General features: G+C 65.5%; 13 protein-coding genes, 1 pseudogene and 1 riboswitch. Of the genes and pseudogenes, 5 read left to right on the forward strand and 9 right to left on the reverse strand.

The window, feature by feature from the left end; genetic code table 11:
* Positions 1-7 precede the first annotated feature (7 nt).
* The 3 genes from E3O11_RS08635 to E3O11_RS08645 form a co-directional block, all read right to left on the reverse strand.
* Positions 8-385, reverse strand: coding sequence for an AMP-binding protein (locus E3O11_RS08635; RefSeq protein WP_241994678.1), 378 nt, complete (start codon positions 383-385; stop codon positions 8-10).
* A gap of 39 nt (positions 386-424) precedes the next feature.
* Positions 425-1,609: an acyl-CoA dehydrogenase family protein gene (locus tag E3O11_RS08640; protein WP_092448081.1), complete on the reverse strand. Its 1,185-nt coding sequence runs from the start codon at positions 1,607-1,609 to the stop codon at positions 425-427.
* Between the two features lie 71 nt (positions 1,610-1,680).
* The gene (locus E3O11_RS08645; RefSeq protein WP_092448082.1) at positions 1,681-2,421 is read right to left on the reverse strand and encodes a TetR/AcrR family transcriptional regulator; all 741 of its coding nucleotides are present in this window, start codon (positions 2,419-2,421) and stop codon (positions 1,681-1,683) included.
* Positions 2,422-4,143: 1,722 nt separating this feature from the next.
* On the opposite strand from E3O11_RS08645, the pseudogene E3O11_RS18710 reads away from it, so the two are divergent.
* The 4 genes and pseudogenes from E3O11_RS18710 to E3O11_RS08660 all read left to right on the forward strand — a co-directional run.
* A pseudogene (locus tag E3O11_RS18710) lies at positions 4,144-5,850 on the forward strand (peroxidase family protein); the annotation flags it as partial.
* A gap of 378 nt (positions 5,851-6,228) precedes the next feature.
* Positions 6,229-8,490, forward strand: a complete 2,262-nt coding sequence (locus tag E3O11_RS18715; RefSeq protein ID WP_373866161.1) for an Ig-like domain-containing protein — start codon at positions 6,229-6,231, stop codon at positions 8,488-8,490.
* Between the two features lie 96 nt (positions 8,491-8,586).
* Positions 8,587-10,275, forward strand: coding sequence for a multicopper oxidase family protein (locus tag E3O11_RS08655; protein WP_092448083.1), 1,689 nt, complete (start codon positions 8,587-8,589; stop codon positions 10,273-10,275).
* Complete coding sequence (locus E3O11_RS08660; protein ID WP_092448084.1) at positions 10,275-11,264, forward strand: hypothetical protein; 990 nt, start codon at positions 10,275-10,277, stop codon at positions 11,262-11,264. Before E3O11_RS08655 ends, E3O11_RS08660 begins: the two co-directional genes overlap by 1 nt.
* Here the strand turns inward: E3O11_RS08660 and E3O11_RS08665 are convergent.
* The 4 genes from E3O11_RS08665 to E3O11_RS18130 form a co-directional block, all read right to left on the reverse strand.
* Positions 11,227-12,573, reverse strand: a complete 1,347-nt coding sequence (locus tag E3O11_RS08665) for a sensor histidine kinase (RefSeq protein ID WP_092448085.1) — start codon at positions 12,571-12,573, stop codon at positions 11,227-11,229. The two genes, E3O11_RS08660 and E3O11_RS08665, sit on opposite strands and share 38 nt — an antisense overlap.
* Complete coding sequence (locus tag E3O11_RS08670; protein ID WP_092448086.1) at positions 12,566-13,279, reverse strand: response regulator transcription factor; 714 nt, start codon at positions 13,277-13,279, stop codon at positions 12,566-12,568. The genes E3O11_RS08665 and E3O11_RS08670 overlap by 8 nt, the downstream gene beginning before the upstream one ends.
* Before the next feature lie 123 nt (positions 13,280-13,402).
* Positions 13,403-14,386: an AfsR/SARP family transcriptional regulator gene (locus tag E3O11_RS08675; protein WP_166787535.1), complete on the reverse strand. Its 984-nt coding sequence runs from the start codon at positions 14,384-14,386 to the stop codon at positions 13,403-13,405.
* A gap of 100 nt (positions 14,387-14,486) precedes the next feature.
* Positions 14,487-15,068 (reverse strand): hypothetical protein, encoded by a 582-nt coding sequence (locus tag E3O11_RS18130; protein ID WP_241994679.1) that lies wholly within the window; start codon positions 15,066-15,068, stop codon positions 14,487-14,489.
* 24 nt (positions 15,069-15,092) lie between these two features.
* Between E3O11_RS18130 and E3O11_RS18720 the strand changes: the two genes are divergently transcribed.
* Positions 15,093-15,503 carry a family 1 glycosylhydrolase gene (locus tag E3O11_RS18720; protein ID WP_373866160.1) on the forward strand — a complete coding sequence of 137 codons (411 nt, stop codon included), beginning with the start codon at positions 15,093-15,095 and terminating at the stop codon, positions 15,501-15,503.
* On the opposite strand, the gene thiC is transcribed toward E3O11_RS18720, so the two are convergent.
* Positions 15,457-17,088, reverse strand: a complete 1,632-nt coding sequence (gene thiC, locus E3O11_RS08685) for a phosphomethylpyrimidine synthase ThiC (RefSeq protein WP_277871267.1) — start codon at positions 17,086-17,088, stop codon at positions 15,457-15,459. The two genes, E3O11_RS18720 and thiC, sit on opposite strands and share 47 nt — an antisense overlap.
* Before the next feature lie 18 nt (positions 17,089-17,106).
* Positions 17,107-17,214: riboswitch (TPP riboswitch) on the reverse strand.
* Between the two features lie 164 nt (positions 17,215-17,378).
* Complete coding sequence (locus E3O11_RS08690) at positions 17,379-18,347, reverse strand: helix-turn-helix transcriptional regulator (RefSeq protein WP_092448090.1); 969 nt, start codon at positions 18,345-18,347, stop codon at positions 17,379-17,381.
* Positions 18,348-18,426 lie beyond the last annotated feature (79 nt).

Consider the following 18,426-nt stretch of genomic DNA (forward strand, 5'->3'; position numbering starts at 1 on the left):
TCTAAACCTATAGGCAGATGCTGACAAAACGCCGGTTCGCCGCGTTTCGGCCGTGACAGGGCCTGGGTGCTGGGGCGGTCACCTCGGGCCCGGCCAGCCGGGAATTCAACGCGACGAGCACCCCGCCGGCCAGCGGAACGGCGTAGTGGGCGATTAGCATCTCGGGTATATTCGGCGCGAGGAATATAACCCGGTCACCCGGCGTGATACGCGAGCGGATGGCGTGGGCCAGCTCCTCGGCGGCCTGCGCGAACTCCAGGTAGCTGTAGCGCCGAGCGCCGTAAACGATCGCATCCTTGTTTGGGAATACTTCGGCGCTGCGCTGGAGAAATCGCATCGGTGTGAGCGGTGAATCGTTGCGCGAGCTGGTCTTGGTATCAATCACGCGGGACTCCTGTGTCCGGAAAGATGCACCGAAGTGGGGCTAGTGGAAGGCGCTGACCCCGGTGAGGTCACGGCCGATGAGCAGCGACTGGATGCTCTCGGTGCCCTCATAGGTGTGGATTGACTCGATGTCAGCGAGGTGCCGAATAACGTGGTTTTCGAGCAGGATGCCGTTGCCACCGAGCATGTCGCGGGCTAGCGACGCGAGCGAGCGCGCCGCCCGGGTGTTGTGGAATTTGGCCAGGCTGGCCTGGATCGGGCGCAGCGTTCCGGCCGCGTCGAGTTCGGCCAGGCGCATGCAGTGCAACTGCATCGAGGTGAGTTCGGAGAGCATGAGAGTGAGGCGTTCTTGCACGATCTGAAAACCGGCGATCGGCTTACCGAACTGCACCCGCTGCTGGGCATAGTTGAGGGCGGCTTCGAACACCGCAGTGGCGTGTCCGAGAGCCGACCAGGCCACACCGAGCCGGGTCGCGAACAGTACGACAGCGGTGTCCTTGAAGGTGTGGGTGCCCGGCAGGACGGCGTCCAGCGGAATGCGCACGTCGGTCAGCGTGATGCGGGCCTGGTGCACGGCCCGCAGGGAGCCCTTACCGAGCATCGTCTCACCGTGGTAGCCCGGCAGGGACTGATCGACCAGAAATCCGCGCACGTTGCCGTCGTCGTCGCGGGCCCAGACCACGGTCACGTCGCCGACCGAGCCATTGCCGATCCACTTCTTCTCGCCGTTGATCACCCACTCGTCACCGTCTCGGTGGGCGGTGGTCTCCAAGGTCACCGAATCCGAGCCGTGGTCCGGTTCGGTCAGGGCGAAGGCACCGAGCTTTTCGGCCCGGGCCAGCGGCACCAGCCAGGTGGCCTTCTGCTCGTCGCTGCCGAACATGGCGATGCTGCGCAGGGCGAGCCCGCCCTGCACGGCCACGACGGTGCCCATCGAACCATCGCCGCGGGAGATTTCCATGTTGACCAGGCCAGCCGCGAGCGGAGACATGGGAGTGAGGCCCGGACCTTCGACGCCGTCCGTGAGCAGGTCAAGCGCGCCGAGGCGGCGAGCCAGGTGCAGCGGGTACTCCGCTTTGTCCCAGGCTTCGCTCAGCTCGTCGAGCGTCTCCACCGCAAAGGTACGTGCCCTGCCCCAGAAGGCCCGATCCGCCTCGGGAACATCGGCGAAGACGCCGTAATAGTCGGTGTCAAGCGGGGCGGACACATCGTAATCGGGCATCATTGCCTTTCGCAGCAGCGGGTGTGACTACAGTTCTACCTGACACTGAGTTTCAGGTCAAGTGACACTTAGTGTCACATGCCGCCCGATTGGTACCGGCCCGCGATCGCCCGGGCGACGTCGTCGGGCAGGGCGGAGGCCGGAAACACCGCGACCAGCAGCTCGCTGTCCGGGGTGGCCGCGGCCACGCCTCCGGGGGCAAAGCGAGTGCGTACCGCCTGCAGGTGGGCGGCCAGTCCTGCCGAATCCAGCATCCGTTCTGTTCCGGCAGCGCGAATCATGCGGCGCAGCTCATAATTGTGCGTGGCCGTCACTGCCGCAGCGAATTGAATGGCCAGCACCGGATCGACCTGCGGCAGCCGTTGCCGCAGATAGGCCGAAAAGGTCTTCTCATAGCGCGACACCATGACCGTTTCCCGGTCGCGCAGAACGGATGTCTGGCGCACCACCCGGTCGCGCACCCGCACGACCTCGAGGCGCTCCCGAAATCGCTCGAAAACAAGCGCGGCAGCGTCGCACACGGCCAGCCACGGGTCATCGTGTTCGCGGGTGAAATACTCGCCGATCTGCTCGAGCAGCTCATCATGATCGGCGAAGATCACGTCGTCCTTCGACCGGAACTGTCGAAAAAAGGTGCTGCGGGACACCCCGGCGGCGGCGGCGATCTGGGCCGCGCTGGTGGCCTCGTATCCCTGGGTGTGGAACAGGCCGACGGCGATGTCGGCGACGGCGACGCGGCTGCGGGCATCCGCTTGCCGGGAGCCGGAAACCGGGGCGAGGGCGGTGAGTGCGGCTGGTGCAGACGGATCAGACATGGTCTGGCGAAATTAGCACGGAACGGTGGGCGGCCGTCGCGCCGCCGCGAGAAGACGGTCGGGGCCCGGGCCCGGAACGCGGGAGACGGTGGATGGACATACCGGCGTATGCACAAGGTTTCCATAAGGCCCGCACAGCACTCTTGCAGCGTTCGCTCATCCTGAAGAGATAGGTACGTCATGAGCAGGTTCGAAGGTAAGGGAATCGTTCGCAGCAACTGCAATTCCAGCGGAATGCGAGGTAATCCACCTTTCCAGGACAGTGCAAGACCCAAGCGGGTTCTCGGCAAGCCCATGCGCATACTCGCCGCCGGCATGGCTGCCGTGCTCTACACCGGACTCGGCCTGTCGGCCGCCCTCCCGGCCCAGGCCGCCGTCGCCCCGGTCGGCCAGGGATTCGCCGTGACGGCCTCTGACCTCGCCTACATTCTCAAGCAGATCAAGATTGCTGAAGCCCACGTGGCCAACACCACTTCGACCACCGGCCCCTGTGGCGCCCTGGTCGGAACGGGCCCCAACCAAATCGCCAGCCCGTTGCTCTCGCTCGGCCTGCGTACCGTCGACGGTTCCTGCAACAACCTGCAGCCCGGCCAGGATCAGTTCGGCGCCGCCGACCAGGTCTTCCCGCGCCTGGCGACGCCGGTCTTCTCCGCAGCGGATGTCACTCCCTCCGGCTTCGGACCGCCGAACCCGACCTCCTACGCCCAGAAAAAGGGCCTCGTCTTCGACTCGGAGCCGCGCACGGTCAGCAATTTGATCGTCGATCAGACCTCGACCAACCCGGCCGCCATCGCTGCCGCCGGAAACCCGGTGCGGACCCAGGGCAATGAGGGCGTTGTGGCCTGCACGACCGACCCGAGCCCGGACGTGCCGTTCGGCGTTCCCGCCGGCTGTATCCCCTCCCACGAGACGCTGTTCATGCCGAATGTGACGACCGACGTCGGCCTCTCGCCGCCATACAACTCCCTGTTCACCCTGTTCGGCCAGTTCTTCGACCATGGCATTGACCAGACGGTCAAGGGCGGCGGCACCGTCTTCGTGCCCTTGCAGGCCGATGACCCGCTGGTCGCCGGGCCGGACCACGTGTTCGGCAACGCTGACGACCTCGACCCGAACCTGCGCTTCATGGTGCTGACCCGCGGCCAGAACCAGCCCGGAGCCGACGGCGTCGCGGGCGATAACCCGTCCACCCCGGCCGATGAGAGCGCCGACGACATTCGGGATGCCCTCAACACTAACTCGCCTTGGATCGACCAGAGCCAGACCTACTCCTCGCACGCCTCGCACCAGGTATTTCTGCGCGAGTACGTCACCGAGGGAAATCGACCGGTTGCCACCGGCAAGCTGCTCGGCGGACCGGCCGGACCCACAGCTGGCGGTATGGCCACCTGGGCGACCGCCAAGGCCCAGGCCGCGAACGTGCTCGGACTCCTGCTCGTCGACCAGAACGTCACCAACATTCCGATGTTGGCAGTGGATGCCTACGGCAAGTTCATCCCGGGACCGCTGCGCGGAATGCCGCAGTATGCCACCGCGACCGGCCTGGTCGAGGGTGACCCGGCGAACCCCGTGGCCGTTCCGAGCAACGTGCTGTACTTCAACACCCCGTTCCTCACCGACATCGCGCACAACGCGGAGCCGAAAGCCGGACTGACCCCGGACGGTAACTCGACTGCATCCGCTGACTTCGCCAGCCAGCCGGCCGGAACCTACGACGATGAAATGCTCAACGCGCACTTCATCGCCGGAGACGGTCGCGTCAACGAGAACATCGGCCTGACCGCCATTCACCAGGTCTTCCACTCGGAGCACGACCGCCTGGTGGACGATATCGAGAACACCCTGACCAACGACACTTCTGCCAAGGGCGTTGCGGCCCTGGCCGAGTGGAAGCTGGCCAGCGGAGCCGCCGGCTGGAACGGTGAACGCCTGTTCCAGGCGGCCCGTTTCGTCAACGAGATGGAGTACCAGCACCTCGTGTTCGAGGAATTCGCGCGCAAGGTGCAGCCTGGTATCAACCCGTTCGAACCGTTCGCGTTCACCCAGACCGAGATCAACCCGGCGGTCAAGGCGGAGTTCGCCCACGCCGTGTACCGCTTCGGTCACTCCATGCTGACCGAGACGATTTCGCGTCGCAACGAGGACAAGCCCGGCGTTGACGGCCTGTTCGGTACTGGTGATGACGTTCTGGGCAGCCAGAACAACATCTCTCTGCTCGACGGGTTCCTCAACCCGCCTGCGTATACCGACGGCGGACCGGAGGGACAATTAACCTCGGAGCAAGCCGCCGGCAGCATCATCATGGGCATGAGTGACCAGGTTGGTAACGAGCTCGACGAATTCGTCACCGATACCCTGCGCAACAACCTGCTGGGACTACCGCTCGACCTGGCAGCGATCAACATGACCCGTGCGCGTTCTGAGGGCGTGCCGCGGTTGAACGTGTTCCGCCGCGACCTGTTCAACAGGACCAACGACGGGGCGCTCAAGCCCTACACGAACTGGATCGACTTCGGAGAGAACCTCAAGCATCCGGAATCGCTGATCAACTTCGTGGCCGCCTATGGTCAGTTCCCCACCATCACGGGCGCGACCACGCTCGACGGCAAGCGCGACGCCGCGCGACTGATCGTGAGCCCCGATGCCCTGGCCTTGGAAGTTTCTCCGGACGGGGCCATGGACTTCATGAACAGCACGGGAGCGTGGGCCAACTCGGGCACGCACTCGATCACCGGTCTCGACGAGGTCGACCTCTGGGTCGGCGGACTCGCGGAGATGACCACGCCGTTCGGTGGCCTGCTCGGCACGACGTTCAACTACGTGTTCGAGAACCAGATGACCGACCTGCAAAACGGTGACCGGCTGTACTACCTGGCCCGCACGCCCGGCATGAACCTGCGCACCCAGCTGGAGGGCAACTCGTTTGCTGAATTGATGATGCGCAACACGAACGCGCATTCGCTCAAAGCGGATCCCTTCGCCACGGCCGACTGCAAGTTCGAGCTGAAGAACCTGGCTGGAACCGTCGCAGGCTTCGCGGCTTCAGGCAACACCGTCGCCAACGACCCGCAGTCCGAGTGTGACGAGACAGCGCTGCTGATTCGCATGCCCGACGGCACGATCAAGTACCGTGCCCGCAACACGGTCGACCCGACCGGCATCAACGGCCAGGCGGTCTACAACGGCACCGCCCAAGTGGATCGGGTATTCGGCGGCAACGACAACGACACCTTTTGGGGTGGCCTCGGCAACGACGTCATCGAGGGTGGTGGCGGAGCCGACGTGGCTCTCGGCGGTGAAGGTGACGACATCATCACCGACCTTGCCGGAGACGACGTGCCCAAGGGTGGCCCCGGTAACGACGCGATCGACGCTGGTCCCGGACTCGACATCATCATGGGTGGCGAGGGCAAGGACTTCACCAACGGTGGAGCCAATGCCAACGAAACCTTCGGCGGCGCCGACGACGACTTCATCATTCTCGGTGAAAGCCTCGACGCGGCCTTCGGTGACGGTGGCGACGACTGGGAAGAGGGCGGCAACCAACCCGACCTCATGATCGGAGACAGTAGCAATCTGTTCTTCCTGGACGACTCACAGAAGCCCGGTCACGACTTCATGATCGGCCAGGGCGGCGATGACGACTACGACATGGAGGGTGGCGACGACATTGGCGTTGCCGGTCCGGGAATCGAAAAGAACGCTGGCGGGTCCGGCTACGACTGGTCGACCGGCCAGGGTGACCCGCAGGCGCAGGACGCCGATCTGGCCCTGCCGATCGCGCCCCTCGACATTCTGCAGGTCGGTGTGCGCGACAAGTTCAATGAAGTCGAGGCACTTTCCGGCTGGAAGCTGAATGACATCCTGCGTGGTGACGACATTGTTCCCGGTGCTGTGGGTGGCGGCGGCTTCATCGGCTGTGACGTTCTGGACCAGGCCGGAGTTGACCGCATTGCGGGCTTCGACGCGCTGATTCCGGAATTCACGACCACGCTGGCATCCGTTGTCGCACTGTCGGCACAGGGTGACTGCCCGATCCTGACCGGCCCGAACGTCTGGGGCGCCGGCAACGTGCTCCTCGGCGGCGGCGGAAGCGACCTGATCGAGGGACGAGGAGCCGACGACATCATCGACGGTGACGCGTACCTCAGCCTTCGACTGAGCGTTCGGACCAACCCGAACGATCCGGCGACGGAGATCGGCAGTGCCAGCATCAACGGCACGAACCAGAGTGCAATGACCAGCCAGTACCTCTCCGACGGCGCCGGTGGGCTCACCGGGCCGACGCTGCAGGAAGCTGTCTTCGCCGGCGCGGTCAACCCGGGCGACATCGTGGCTGTCCGCGAGATCCTGTACGGATCTGGCGGAACCGACACGGCGCAGCTCTCAGGACTGACCAGCGATTACGAAGTCACCACCACCGGCGGCGACGGCACGCTCGGGTCTGCCGGATCGACCACAACGGTGCACGACAACCGCGGTACCGACGGTACAGACACCCTGCGCAACATCGAACGCCTGCAGTTCAGCGACACCGTGGCTCCGGGAACCCCGACCATCGGTGCTGCCATTGCCGGCAACGGGCAGGCAACCGTGGACTGGACCGCGTCGCCGACCGGCATCGCCACCAGCTTCTCGGTGAAGGTGCTCGACGCGTTCGGAGGCCAATTCGGTGCACTCCGCACCGCAGCCGGAACCGCGTTCAACCTGGTTGTCACCGGGCTGAACAACGGCTCCAGCTACACCTTCCAGGTATCGGCGACCAATGCGGAGGGGACGAGCGCATTCTCGGCACCGTCCAACGCGGTGACTCCGTCGGCACCGGTGGTGCAGGTGGTCGCCGATGCTCCGACGATCGGAACCCCGGTCGCCGGTAACGCCCAAGTGACCGTGAACTGGACGGCCCCGACGCCGGTGGCCAACCAGGCGACAATCACGGGCTACCGGGTTCGCACCTACGAAGGAACGAGCGCCACGGTGTTCCGAACCTCGCTGGTCGCTGACGTCTCTACCGTCACGATTACCGCTCTGACCAACGGAACCGGGTACACCTTCGACGTCGCCGCGATCAACGCGGTCGGCACCGGAGCGGCCTCGGCCCGGTCAGTGGCAGTCACCCCGACCGCCCCGGTGGTGCAGGTGGTAGCTGGAGCTCCCGTGATCGGAACCCCGGTTGCCGGTAACGCATCGGCGACAGTGAACTGGGCCGCCCCGGCACCAGTGGCCAACCAGGCACCGATCACGGGCTACCGGGTGCGCACCTTCGTCGGAACGGGAGCAACGGCTGTTGCCACCGCGACGGTGGCCAACGTCACCAGCACGGTGATCGGGTCGCTGACGAACCGTACCGGGTACACCTTCGATGCCGCCGCGATCAACGCGGTCGGCACCGGAGCGGCTTCCGCTCGTTCGGTCGCGGTCACACCGCGCACGGAGTTCGTGCTCCCCACGGTGATCGCACGCACGCCGGCCTCCGGTGCTCGCTCGGTCAGCCAGACCGGAAATCTGACGGCAACGTTCAGTGAACCTGTCGCTGGGGTCAGCGGAACGACGTTCGTGCTGCGGCTCGGTACCACGGTGGTTCCGGCGCTGGTTTCGTACAATGCCACGACTCGGGTCGCGACGTTGAACCCGAGTGCGACTTTGCTCGCCGACCGCAGCTACACGGCTACTCTGTCGGGCATTCGGGACGCGGCCGGCAACACGATGGCGACAAGTACCTGGTCGTTCATCACCGGCCCGGCTCCGACGATCACCACGAGAACTCCCGCTTCGGGAGCCACCGGGGTGCGCCGGAACGCCAACGTGCTCGCGACCTTCAGCGAAGACATCACCGGAGTCAGCGCGACCACGGTTCAGATCACCCGGGTCTCCACCGGCGCGGTTGTCACATCGGCGGCGGCGTTCAACGCCACCACCAACGTGTTGACGATCAACCCCTCGGTGACCCTGACCTCCAATGTTCAATACCGGGTGACCATCACCGGTGGTACCACGAGCGTTCGAGATCTGATCGGAAACCCCCTGGTGACGAGTACGTGGACCTTCACGACCGGCACCGTGCTCTAAGAACGACCTGATCCGCTTCACCCGGCCGGCGACTGAATCCAGTCGCCGGCCGGTCCCACCACTACAGCTGAACAGCACAAAGCCTTGAGGAGAGAAATGACATCACGCAGGGAAGTTCTCCAGCTCGGCGCCTTCGGTGCGCTTGGTCTGGCCAGCATGGAAGGGAATGACAATGACGTTCCGATCGTGCCGCCGCCCACTCAAAGCCAGCTCGCCCCCGCGAACATGCCGGTGCCCTACGCCGGCGTCTTTCGCCGCCCGCCGGTGCTGGCCCCGTACCAAACCGGTTTCGACGAGGGTGACCCCGACCGCCCATTCGCCCGGTACGCACTCACCCAAAAACTTGGCCAGGCGCAGTTTGTGCCGGGCCTGTCGACCACGATCGCCGGCTACAACGGCATCTTCCCAGGGCCGACCATTCGGGCTAGGCAGGGCACCCGGTGCGAGGTGCGCATTCGCAACGCACTGCCGGCCAAAGGCCTGCTACATCCCAGCGCCTTCCGCACCGTGACCCACCTGCACGGCTCGGCGTCGCTGCCACAGTACGACGGCTATGCGAACGACTCGACGGCGCCCGGCAACGTCAAGACCTACCGATATCCGAACTGGCAGAATGCCCGCACTTTGTGGTACCACGACCATAATCAGCACCTCACCGCCCAGAACGTCTATTCGGGACTGGCCGCGTTCTACCCCCTGACCGACAGCTATGAGAGTGCGCAACTCCCCCAGGGGGAGTTCGACGTACCGCTGATGATCTCCGACGCCATGTTCAACGCCGACGGATCGCTTGGATACAACGACCGGCTGCACAGCGGCCTCTACGGCGACATCATCCTGGTCAACGGGGTGCCGTGGCCGACCATGAAGGTCAAGCCACGCATCTACCGCTTTCGCGTGCTGGTCGCCTCCATTTCGCGGTCCTATCGCCCAACCTTGTCGACCGGCGACCCGGTCTACATCGTCGCGACTGATGGCGGGATGGTGCCCATCGTTCAGCCCGTCGCCTCCTGGCGCCACGGCACGGCAGAGCGGTACGAGATCCTGATCGACTTTCGCAAGTATCGGGTCGGGCAAAAGATCGGCCTGCTGAATCTGAGCAACAAGAACAACGTCAACTTCGTCAACACCAACAAGATCATGCAGTTCGAGGTCGGTGCTGATTCCGGGTCGAACCTGGGCGGCATCACGTCGATTCCGGCAACGCTCGATGACGGCGGCTCTGTCAACCCGCACCAGGGCGGGATCGCCACGATGAGCCTCACCCCTGCCATGGCCAAAGTCAAACGCAGCCTCAAGGTGGAGAAGGTGAATGGCGTCTGGAAGATCAATGGCACGACCTGGGACGACGTCGTGGCCTCCCGCTTCACCCAGTTGTTCGCGAACCCGCAGCCTTACGATGTCGAGCAGTGGACCATCACCAACGGCTCCGGCGGTTGGTTCCACCCGGTGCACATTCACCTGATCGATGCCAAGATCGTCGGCCGAAACACCAACGGCGGCAAGCCGTTCGTCTGGGAAACCGGGCCGAAGGACGTCTTCTACGTCGGCGAGAACGAGTCGATCACGGCGCTCATGCAGTTCGATACCGGGCCGGAGGCCGGCGGCCGCTACATGATTCACTGCCACAACCTGGTGCACGAGGACCATGACATGATGGCGCAATTCGCGGTGGGAGACTCCCGGGTGAACGACCCGATCTACTCCGATCCCGCCTATTTGGACACGATGCCGATGAATGCCTACCCGCCGGTGTACCTGCCGGGGCTGCCAGCCGGCACCTGATGGTTCACGCGACCCGTCCGACCTCGGCGGTGCGGCTGCTCGCTCTGCTCAACGCTGGTTTACTGGCGGCTGGAGTGCTGAGTGGCTGCACGGCTTGGGCCTCGGCCTCGGCCCCGCCTGGCACGACCAGCACCTCGACTAGGCCAGCCGCGGCATCCGCTTCACGCAGCGAAATTGGCAATGGCCGACCCCTGGTCAACTACGACGGACCACTGGTGCAACGCCGGGTCGTACTCGCGATACATACGAAAGCGGATGCCGATCTGCCCACGTTGCGCGCCGGCGTGGACCAGCATGCCGACGGTGCCAACCTCAGGCTCGCCGAGATTTCCCCCGATGTGTTGCCGGCCGGGGTGCTGGAGCAGGCCGTGCCCCAGCTGACCCTGCTGCTGCCGGCGGGGTCGACCGAAGACGACGCGCGCGGCCTTATCGATGCATCGACGGCCACCCAACCCGCGCAGTACTTCGTGCTGACCGTTCTGGTGCACGATCTCGTCTTCGAGGTGGACGCGACCGACCCGGGGGCGTTGGCCGATGCTATTGCGCGTGAAGGCATCCTCTCTGATGCTCTGGGAAACTACGAGACCACGGCTGGCACCGACACCTTGGGCGTGAGCTACCTCGGGACACTGTTGGGCGACGAAATGGTGGACTCCGTGCGCAGCGCGATGGCACGCCCGGCCGGCACCACACCCCGGCGGGTGGCTGTCCTGGCCGGCACTCCCGGCGGGGCGGGCGTTGACATCGCCGCCGAACCGATCCCACAGCCGGTGGTCTTGGCTGGCGGAACCTCGCATGAGGTGGTGAGCGATGCGCCGGTGGCCGGGGCCGAGGTTGACTCGACACCGTTGGGACCGTGGCTGGCCTACTGGATCGGACTCGCGGTGGTGCTGGGCGTGACGGTGCTGCTCGCCGGTTGGAGTCTGGTGCAGCGGCGGCGCGGGCTTCGGGCTAGCGCGTTCGAACCGGAACGACCCGATCCAGAGTAGCCATGACGGAGGTACCGCCGCCCACCCAGGAGCGCACTTCGAGGGTGCCGCCGGCGACCTCGATGGTGTCGCGCATGATGCGCAGACCCATGTGATTCTCGGGTGCGTCCGCGGCCATGTCGAAGCCGCAGCCGTTGTCATGGATGAGCAGGATGGTGCGATCGGTATCTTGCATGAGCGTCAGCTCGACGGTGCCGGCCTTGGCATGCTTCACGGTGTTGGCGAGCACCTCGCGGGCCACCCGATAGAACATCGCCGAGCGGTCCCGGTCGAGATCGCAGTCGGGGGGAATATGCAGTTTGACCTCGATGTCGTGCTCGAGCAGCGGGGCGGCCAGCCGGGTGAGGGCGGCCGGCAGTCCGAGTTCGGCCAGATCGGGTGGGTAGAGCTCGGTCGTCATAGCGCGCAGGGTGCGCACGTTTTTTTGCAGGATGGCCTTGGCCTGGCCGAAGAGCGCCCGATTCTCGGGGGTGGAATGCATTTCCTCGGCTTCGAGGGCGTAGGACAGGCCGGCCAGATCTTGAATGACTTCGTCGTGCAGATCACGGGCAATGCGCTGGCGTTCCAGGTCGGAGGCGTCGATCGCGTGCTGCAGGAGGCGGCGTTTCGTTGACTGGTGACCCTGGATGCGCCGGGCCAGCTGGATCGCCGGCACGAGCTGGGCCATTTGAAGGGCTCCAAGGGACAGCAGGAAGGTGGGAATCAGCCCGACCACGAGTGCGTTTTGCTCGTCACGGACCCCGTCGTCATTGAAGTACGCCTCCAAAATTACGACCTGACCGTTGGCCGCCGTGGTGCGCACGTGCACCTCGACCAATTCGCCGGCCTGGGATTCGTGCGCGTTCTCGGCGCCGTCCTGCACGCCGAGGTTTGCATGCCCCTTGCCTCCGGCCAGGAGTTCAGGGGCAAAGCTCGGCAGGTCGAAGACCTGGCCGACCAATGCCGGGAAGTCGGAGTACACGATTCGCCCTCCGGAATCCCAGACCTTGATGCGCACAATCGATCCGTCGGAGATGCGGGGAGCCAGGCGGTCGTCCAGCCGACGGGTCGATCCGGGCAACCCCGCGAGGAGGTCGTCGGTAATGAGCGGTCCGATGGAATAGTCGGCGAGGCGTTGAGCCTGTTGGATGGCGTTGTCCATGGCGTTGCTCATGGATTCAGCGCGAACCCAGAGTGCGGCCGGCACGGCGATGATCATCATGGCGATGACGCCGACGGTGATGAACCGACCCACCGCCGACCGCACCTCGGAACGTTCGTCCGACCGGGTTCGGTCGAGGCGGCTGGGCTTCGCCGCCGAGTTAGACATGCTGGGCGGGAACCAAGCCCAGTCGAGTGGCGATCACGACGGCCTCCAGTTGTGAGTGTGCGCCGAGCTTGCCGAGGATGGACTTGACGTAACCCCGGCAGGTGTTCTCCGAGATGCCGAGGGTCTTGGAGTTGGCCCGAACGTCGGAACCCTCTCCCATGAGGCGGAGCACGGCGAGCTCGCGCTTGGTCAGCTCGGGAAACGGAATCTCATCGTTGTGCTGTCGGCGTCGGGCGCTGAGCAGGCTCACGAGCGACGGATGCACGATGAATCCGCCAATCCGAGCGTGCCGGAGGGTATCGAGCACCGTGGCGAGCGAACCGTCCTTGGGCAGGAAGGCGCAGACGCCGATCGCCGCGGCCTGTTCGAGGGCCTCGAGGGCCGGGTCGCCGGTGAGGATGACGATGCGGGTCTGCGGGGCGCGCGCCAGGATGGCCGCGGCCGCGACGAGCCCACTGCCGTCGGGTAGGTGATAGTCCATGACGACGACGTCGGGGCGCAGCTCCAGACACGCGGCGATACCGCTTGCGACGTCGTTGGCTGATCCGACGCTGCACAGGTCAGGCTCGCGGTTGAGGGAATCGGTGAGCAGTTCAGCGAAGGTCGTGTGATCGTCGACGATGAGAATGCGAATCTGGGCGGGCGGCGGCGGTTGAACGGCCGTTCCCTGGAAGTAAGGTTCGAGGGGGGACATTTGCGTGGTCATCTGCGGAGACCTCTCTGCCCTGTCCCGAGCTGTGTTAGCTCGATAGACGAAACCAGCATCTGCAGAACCTGAAATTCCGTCGAGTCCTGCTGTTTTTGTCCCCCATGTGATACTACCCGGGAATCAGGCGCGAGCGACGGCGCGGCGCAGGAATGACGTGATGACATCAGTGGCCTCTCGGAGGGAATCCGGGACCGGCTCTGGTCGCGGAAGTGTGCTCGTGCGGGGGTGAGAATCGGGTGCTGGCACTCCCAGGTGTTCGTGCAGCACGAGAAAAGCCGAGAGCACGTCGGCAAGGTCGCCGTCTTCGGTGGCCGTCGCGTGCAGCAGACGCAGCTGGGCTGAGCGCAGAATCTGGCCGGGTGCGCAGCCCAGTTCGCTCTGCATGGCATGGCGGCACCGGTCATAGGCCTGCAGGCCCTGGGCGTGGCACCCGGCAGCCTCCAGCCCGAGGATGAGGGCCGTCCAGGCTCGTTCATTGAGCGGGTCATTGGCAATCGCGAGGTTGGCGAGATCGACGGAATCGTCGATCCGGTGCAGAGCAGCGGCGGTTTCGGACGCCAGAACGCGGGCGACGGTCAGCCGGGACTCGTGCAGGTCCCGCGCCTCCGATGCCCACGCTGCGACCAGTTCATCGCAGAGCAGTGGGGCTTGGGCGAGGTCGAGGGCGCGAAGTAAGAAGGGGTAAGCCAGCTCGGGATTGGTTTTCTGGGCTCGTTGCAGCAGATCGTCGAACTGTTCAAGGTCGACATCGACCAGGTCGCGGTCCAACACATAGCCGCCAGTCGTCGTCTGCAACGGCCCGAACTTTCCCGCACCGGGCTGCAGGTGGCGGCGCAGCACGCTGACATAACTTTCCAGGGTGGGCAGGGCTTCGGCTGGAGGGTTTGCTCCCCAGAGCAATTCGATCAGGTGGTCTTTCGACACCGGGAGGCCAACGTGTACGAGAAGAATCTCCAGGATCTGGCGTGGTTTCGGTCCGCCGAGTTCGTGGGCGTGCAGAACAACGGGGCCGCATCGAATGGTCAGGTTGCCGAAGAGTTGAACGCTGAGGTGTGCGACGGGCGCGCTGGCTGGCTGCACTCGGGTGTCCGATTCCATTGTCATAACGACCTCCACTGTTGGAATGCGACAATGATGCCTGTTTGCCCAAGCCGGGGTAAGCCGCGGGTGGACTAGGAAATTACCCCCAATTTCGGGGATCATTTCAGGAGTTGCTATGATGCCCGGTTCCGAGGGACAGGCTGGCACCCTGAGGCCCGTCCAGGACGAGGGCAATGACCTGATTGGGGATTTCGAAAACGAGGGTCGCTTGAACGGATGCTCCGCTCTGCTCCGCCGGGTCGACCCAGAGCGCGGTGGACCGCGCGCCGAGTCCGGACAGGGAGTAGTCGGCGGCGCGAAAGGCGAGGCCGGAGGCATCCGTTTCGGTCAGTTCGAGCAGAATGCGCACGCGGTGGGCCCCGGGCTGCACCGGGCTGGAGAGCAGATCGGCGGCGGTAGCCGGCACCCAGCCATCGGTTTCGAGCGGGATGATCGCGCTGATACGGGCGAGTCCGCCGGGCACGGCGGCCGTATCGCCGAACGGGGTGCTCGGCTTCGTACCGGTGAGCAGCAGCACGCCAGCCAGGGCAGCCATCACGAGCCAGGCGATGGCCAATGGGATCAGAATTTTGCGGCGGCGTTGGAACAGGGTGCGAGGCGAGGGACGCCTGTGCCGTGTGGTGCCCGGATGCTTCTCCCCGTCGTCGGGACGCACCAGACGCAGCGTTACATTCGCGGGAGTCATGTGCGGAATTCTGACCGCGGGACCATGGGAAAACCCTGCTCCGGTCTGGTTTGTCGCGGATGGGCTGGCGTGGGCGCGCCCGTCAAGGACGGGATCGAGGTGCTCGGCTACGAGCACTGGAGCGCCCTCGACAACTACGAGTGCGCGAGCGGATTCCGGCCGACATTAGGGCTCATCGAGGTCGACCACGAGACGTTCGTTCGCACGCCCAAGCCGAGCCTGGCCTGGCTGGCTGGGTCGCGCGGGCGAACGGGCTGGAGTAGCGAAGGTCCTTCGCGACCGGTCGTTCACAACTGCTCGCGGCGCCAGCGATCCGGGCACCGGCGACCCCGGAAGCGGCGACCGTGGGAGTGCCCGGTGGGCATCCGCTTGTCGAAAATGACCGTCATCAGAGCACCCGCGGCGGTAGATAGACCGAGCTGCCCAGACGGGTGAACTCGGCCGACTTCTCGGCCATTCCCGCCTCGATGGCCTCGAGACTGGTGAGGCCGTTCTCTTCGGCGTACACCCGAACATCCGCTGAAATACGCATGGAACAGAACTTGGGACCGCACATGCTGCAGAAGTGGGCGGCCTTGGCTGGGCCGGCCGGCAGCGTCTCGTCGTGAAAGCTCTGCGCGGTGTCCGGGTCGAGCGAGAGCGCGAACTGGTCGGTCCAACGAAATTCGAACCGGGCCCGACTGAGGGCGTCGTCGCGTTCCTGGGCGCGCGGATGCTGTTTGCCCAGGTCGGCGGAGTGCGCGGCGATCTTGTAGGTGATCACGCCGGTTTTCACGTCGTCGCGGTTGGGCAGGCCGAGGTGTTCCTTGGGCGTGACGTAGCAGAGCATGGCGGTGCCGGCCTGGGCGATGATGGCCGCGCCGATCGCGCTCGTGATGTGGTCGTAGGCCGGAGCGATGTCGGTGGCGAGCGGGCCGAGCGTGTAGAACGGGGCCTCCTCGCAGAGTTCCTCCTCGAGCGCCACGTTTTCAACGATCTTGTGCATCGGAACGTGGCCGGGGCCCTCGATCATCACCTGCACTCCGTAGGACTTCGCGACCTTCGTCAGCTCACCGAGGGTGCGCAGCTCCGCGAACTGGGCCTCGTCGTTCGCGTCGGCGATCGAGCCGGGGCGCAGGCCGTCGCCGAGCGAGAAGGTCACGTCGTAGCGGCGCAGAATCTCGCACAGCTCCACGAAGTGGGTGTAGAGAAAACTCTCCTGGTGGTGCGCGAGGCACCAGGCGGCCATGATCGAGCCGCCGCGCGAGACGATTCCGGTCACCCGGTTGGCGGTCAGCGGCACGTAGCGCAGCAGCACGCCGGCGTGCACGGTCATGTAGTCGACGCCCTGCTCGCACTGCTCGATCACGGTGTCGCGGTAGATCTCCCAGGTGAGTAGCGACGGGTCGCCGTTGACCTTTTCAACGGCCTGGTAGAGCGGAACGGTGCCCACCGGAATGGGCGAGTTGCGCATGATCCACTCCCGAGTGAGGTGAATGTCCTTGCCGGTGGAGAGATCCATCAGGGTGTCGGCGCCCCAGCGGGCCGCCCAGACCATCTTCTCGACCTCTTCGGCGATCGACGAGGTCACCGCCGAGTTGCCGATGTTCGCGTTGATCTTCACGGTGAAGGCCTTGCCGATGATCATCGGCTCGCTCTCCGGATGCTTGTGGTTGGCCGGAATGACGGCCCGGCCGCGCGCCACCTCGTCGCGGACAAGCTCGACCGAGACGCCCTCGCGCGCGGCGATGTAGGCCATCTCCGGCGTGACAATGCCGGCGCGGGCCCAGACCAGCTGGGTGGCAGCGCCATCGATGGGCAGCGGATGCTCCCACCCGGCCCGAGTCTGCGGCAGCCCCGTCTCGAGATCGATGGTGGCCGTCTCGTCGGTGTACGGGCCGGACGTGTCGTACAGGTCGAAGTGTTCGCCGTTGCTGAGGTTCACCCGGCGAACGGGAACTTCGAGTCCGGGCCAGTCCTTTACCGGTTCGTAGCGTTTGCTGCTGCCCTGGATCGGGCCGGTCGTGACCGTTTTTGACATGGTTGTTTCATCAATTGTGCGCATTGGTTTCGAACTTCCTACGCCGGCATTACCCGGACAGGTTCAACGGTCGACGGCCCTGGCCGTCCTCTCAGCTCGCTGGTGCGCGCTCCCGTGGTTGGTGTGTCTTCTGACTCCTTCACCCTAGCGCTGGTTGCGCGCTCGGGTCCTACCGGGGTCGCGGTCACCGCGCCCGTTGGGGGCCATCGCTCCGGGCATCGCTGGCGCTATGACCGGGAACTGGCGCCCGAGTCTGCGGGTGCCAGGCATAGCTGGCGCTGGGCATCCGCTTAGCGAGCGAGGGCGGCCAGCTCGACGCGGGTCGAGGCACCGACCTTGCGCAGCAGGTTGGCCACGTGAAACTTCACTGTGTTCTCGCTGATGGTCAGGGCCTGTGCGATGGCCTTGTTGCGCGCCCCAGAGGCGACGAGTTCGAGCACGCCGCGTTCGCGTGGGCTGAGGCCCCAGGCCGCGGCGGTGGTGACGGATGCCGTGGGCGCGTCGAGCGGCAGCGACACGGCCATCTCGGAGCCCCAGCCGGCGGTGGCCTCCACGTTGAGTGTGCCGCTGAGCGCGACGACGCGGGCGGCGAGCTGACGCACGCTCGGAACCTCGGCATCGAGGTTGCCCGGACCGTCGTCCCGAATGCGGATGAGCAGGTTACTTCCGTCGCAGTCCCACTGCACGCGCACCCGCGCGACCCCGGCCTGTTCGACGAGGGCGAGCACGGCGCCGCGAACGATGGCGCGGGCTTCGTGGGCGACCTCGCCGGGCAATGCCCGACCGTTCACCGGCGGCTCGATGAACTGCACGTCGAGGTCGCCGAAGCGCACGAGCGGGCGCAGGTCGTTCCTGAGACGTTCGAAGGCGCGGGCGACGGGTTCCTCGGTGAGACTGCGATCGAGGTCGCTCACCGCGCGCAGGGCGACCATCGCGGCGGCGGCGAGTTCGGTGGCCTTCTGTCGGGCGGCGGTGTCACTCGTGCTGCCGGAGCGCAGCACAGCAAGCAGGGATTCCAGCGTGGTGGCGTGTGCGTCGGTGAGGTCGGCGATGAGTTTGGAACGTTCGGCGGCTGCGCTGCGCGCTGTTTGAACCGGGGAGTTTGCGGGGAGCGTCGAGCGTTTTGCGGTCGTGGCGGATGACGCGGCCGGTTCGGCTGCTCCGGTAGCAGCATCAGACCGGAGGGCGGCGGCCGTGCTGCGCGCAGCGGCCTCAGTGGCGGTGGCGCGCACGCCGGGGTTAGATGGAGCGGAAGTCATGCCCCCAGCCTACCCGGGCCATCCTCGGAGCCCACCCAGAGCCATCCGTTTGGGTAGGAAAACCGCTCGTTTGGCGGGC

The sequence above is a fragment of the Cryobacterium levicorallinum genome (genome assembly GCF_004402405.1).
In the GTDB taxonomy this organism is placed as follows: Bacteria; Actinomycetota; Actinomycetes; order Actinomycetales; family Microbacteriaceae; genus Cryobacterium; species Cryobacterium levicorallinum.

Bases quoted from the DNA above. Each gene is read 5' to 3' on its own strand.
- E3O11_RS08655 (WP_092448083.1), top strand. From the start codon at position 8,587: ATGACATCACGCAGGGAAGTTCTCCAGCTCGGCGCCTTCGGTGCGCTT.
- thiC (WP_277871267.1), bottom strand. From the start codon at position 17,088: ATGTCAAAAACGGTCACGACCGGCCCGATCCAGGGCAGCAGCAAACGC.
- E3O11_RS08665 (WP_092448085.1), bottom strand. From the start codon at position 12,573: ATGTCTAACTCGGCGGCGAAGCCCAGCCGCCTCGACCGAACCCGGTCG.
- E3O11_RS08675 (WP_166787535.1), bottom strand. From the start codon at position 14,386: ATGACAATGGAATCGGACACCCGAGTGCAGCCAGCCAGCGCGCCCGTC.
- E3O11_RS08640 (WP_092448081.1), bottom strand. From the start codon at position 1,609: ATGATGCCCGATTACGATGTGTCCGCCCCGCTTGACACCGACTATTAC.
- E3O11_RS08690 (WP_092448090.1), bottom strand. From the start codon at position 18,347: ATGACTTCCGCTCCATCTAACCCCGGCGTGCGCGCCACCGCCACTGAG.
- E3O11_RS18720 (WP_373866160.1), top strand. From the start codon at position 15,093: ATGGGAAAACCCTGCTCCGGTCTGGTTTGTCGCGGATGGGCTGGCGTG.
- E3O11_RS08670 (WP_092448086.1), bottom strand. From the start codon at position 13,279: ATGACCACGCAAATGTCCCCCCTCGAACCTTACTTCCAGGGAACGGCC.
- E3O11_RS08645 (WP_092448082.1), bottom strand. From the start codon at position 2,421: ATGTCTGATCCGTCTGCACCAGCCGCACTCACCGCCCTCGCCCCGGTT.
- E3O11_RS08660 (WP_092448084.1), top strand. From the start codon at position 10,275: ATGGTTCACGCGACCCGTCCGACCTCGGCGGTGCGGCTGCTCGCTCTG.
- E3O11_RS18130 (WP_241994679.1), bottom strand. From the start codon at position 15,068: ATGACTCCCGCGAATGTAACGCTGCGTCTGGTGCGTCCCGACGACGGG.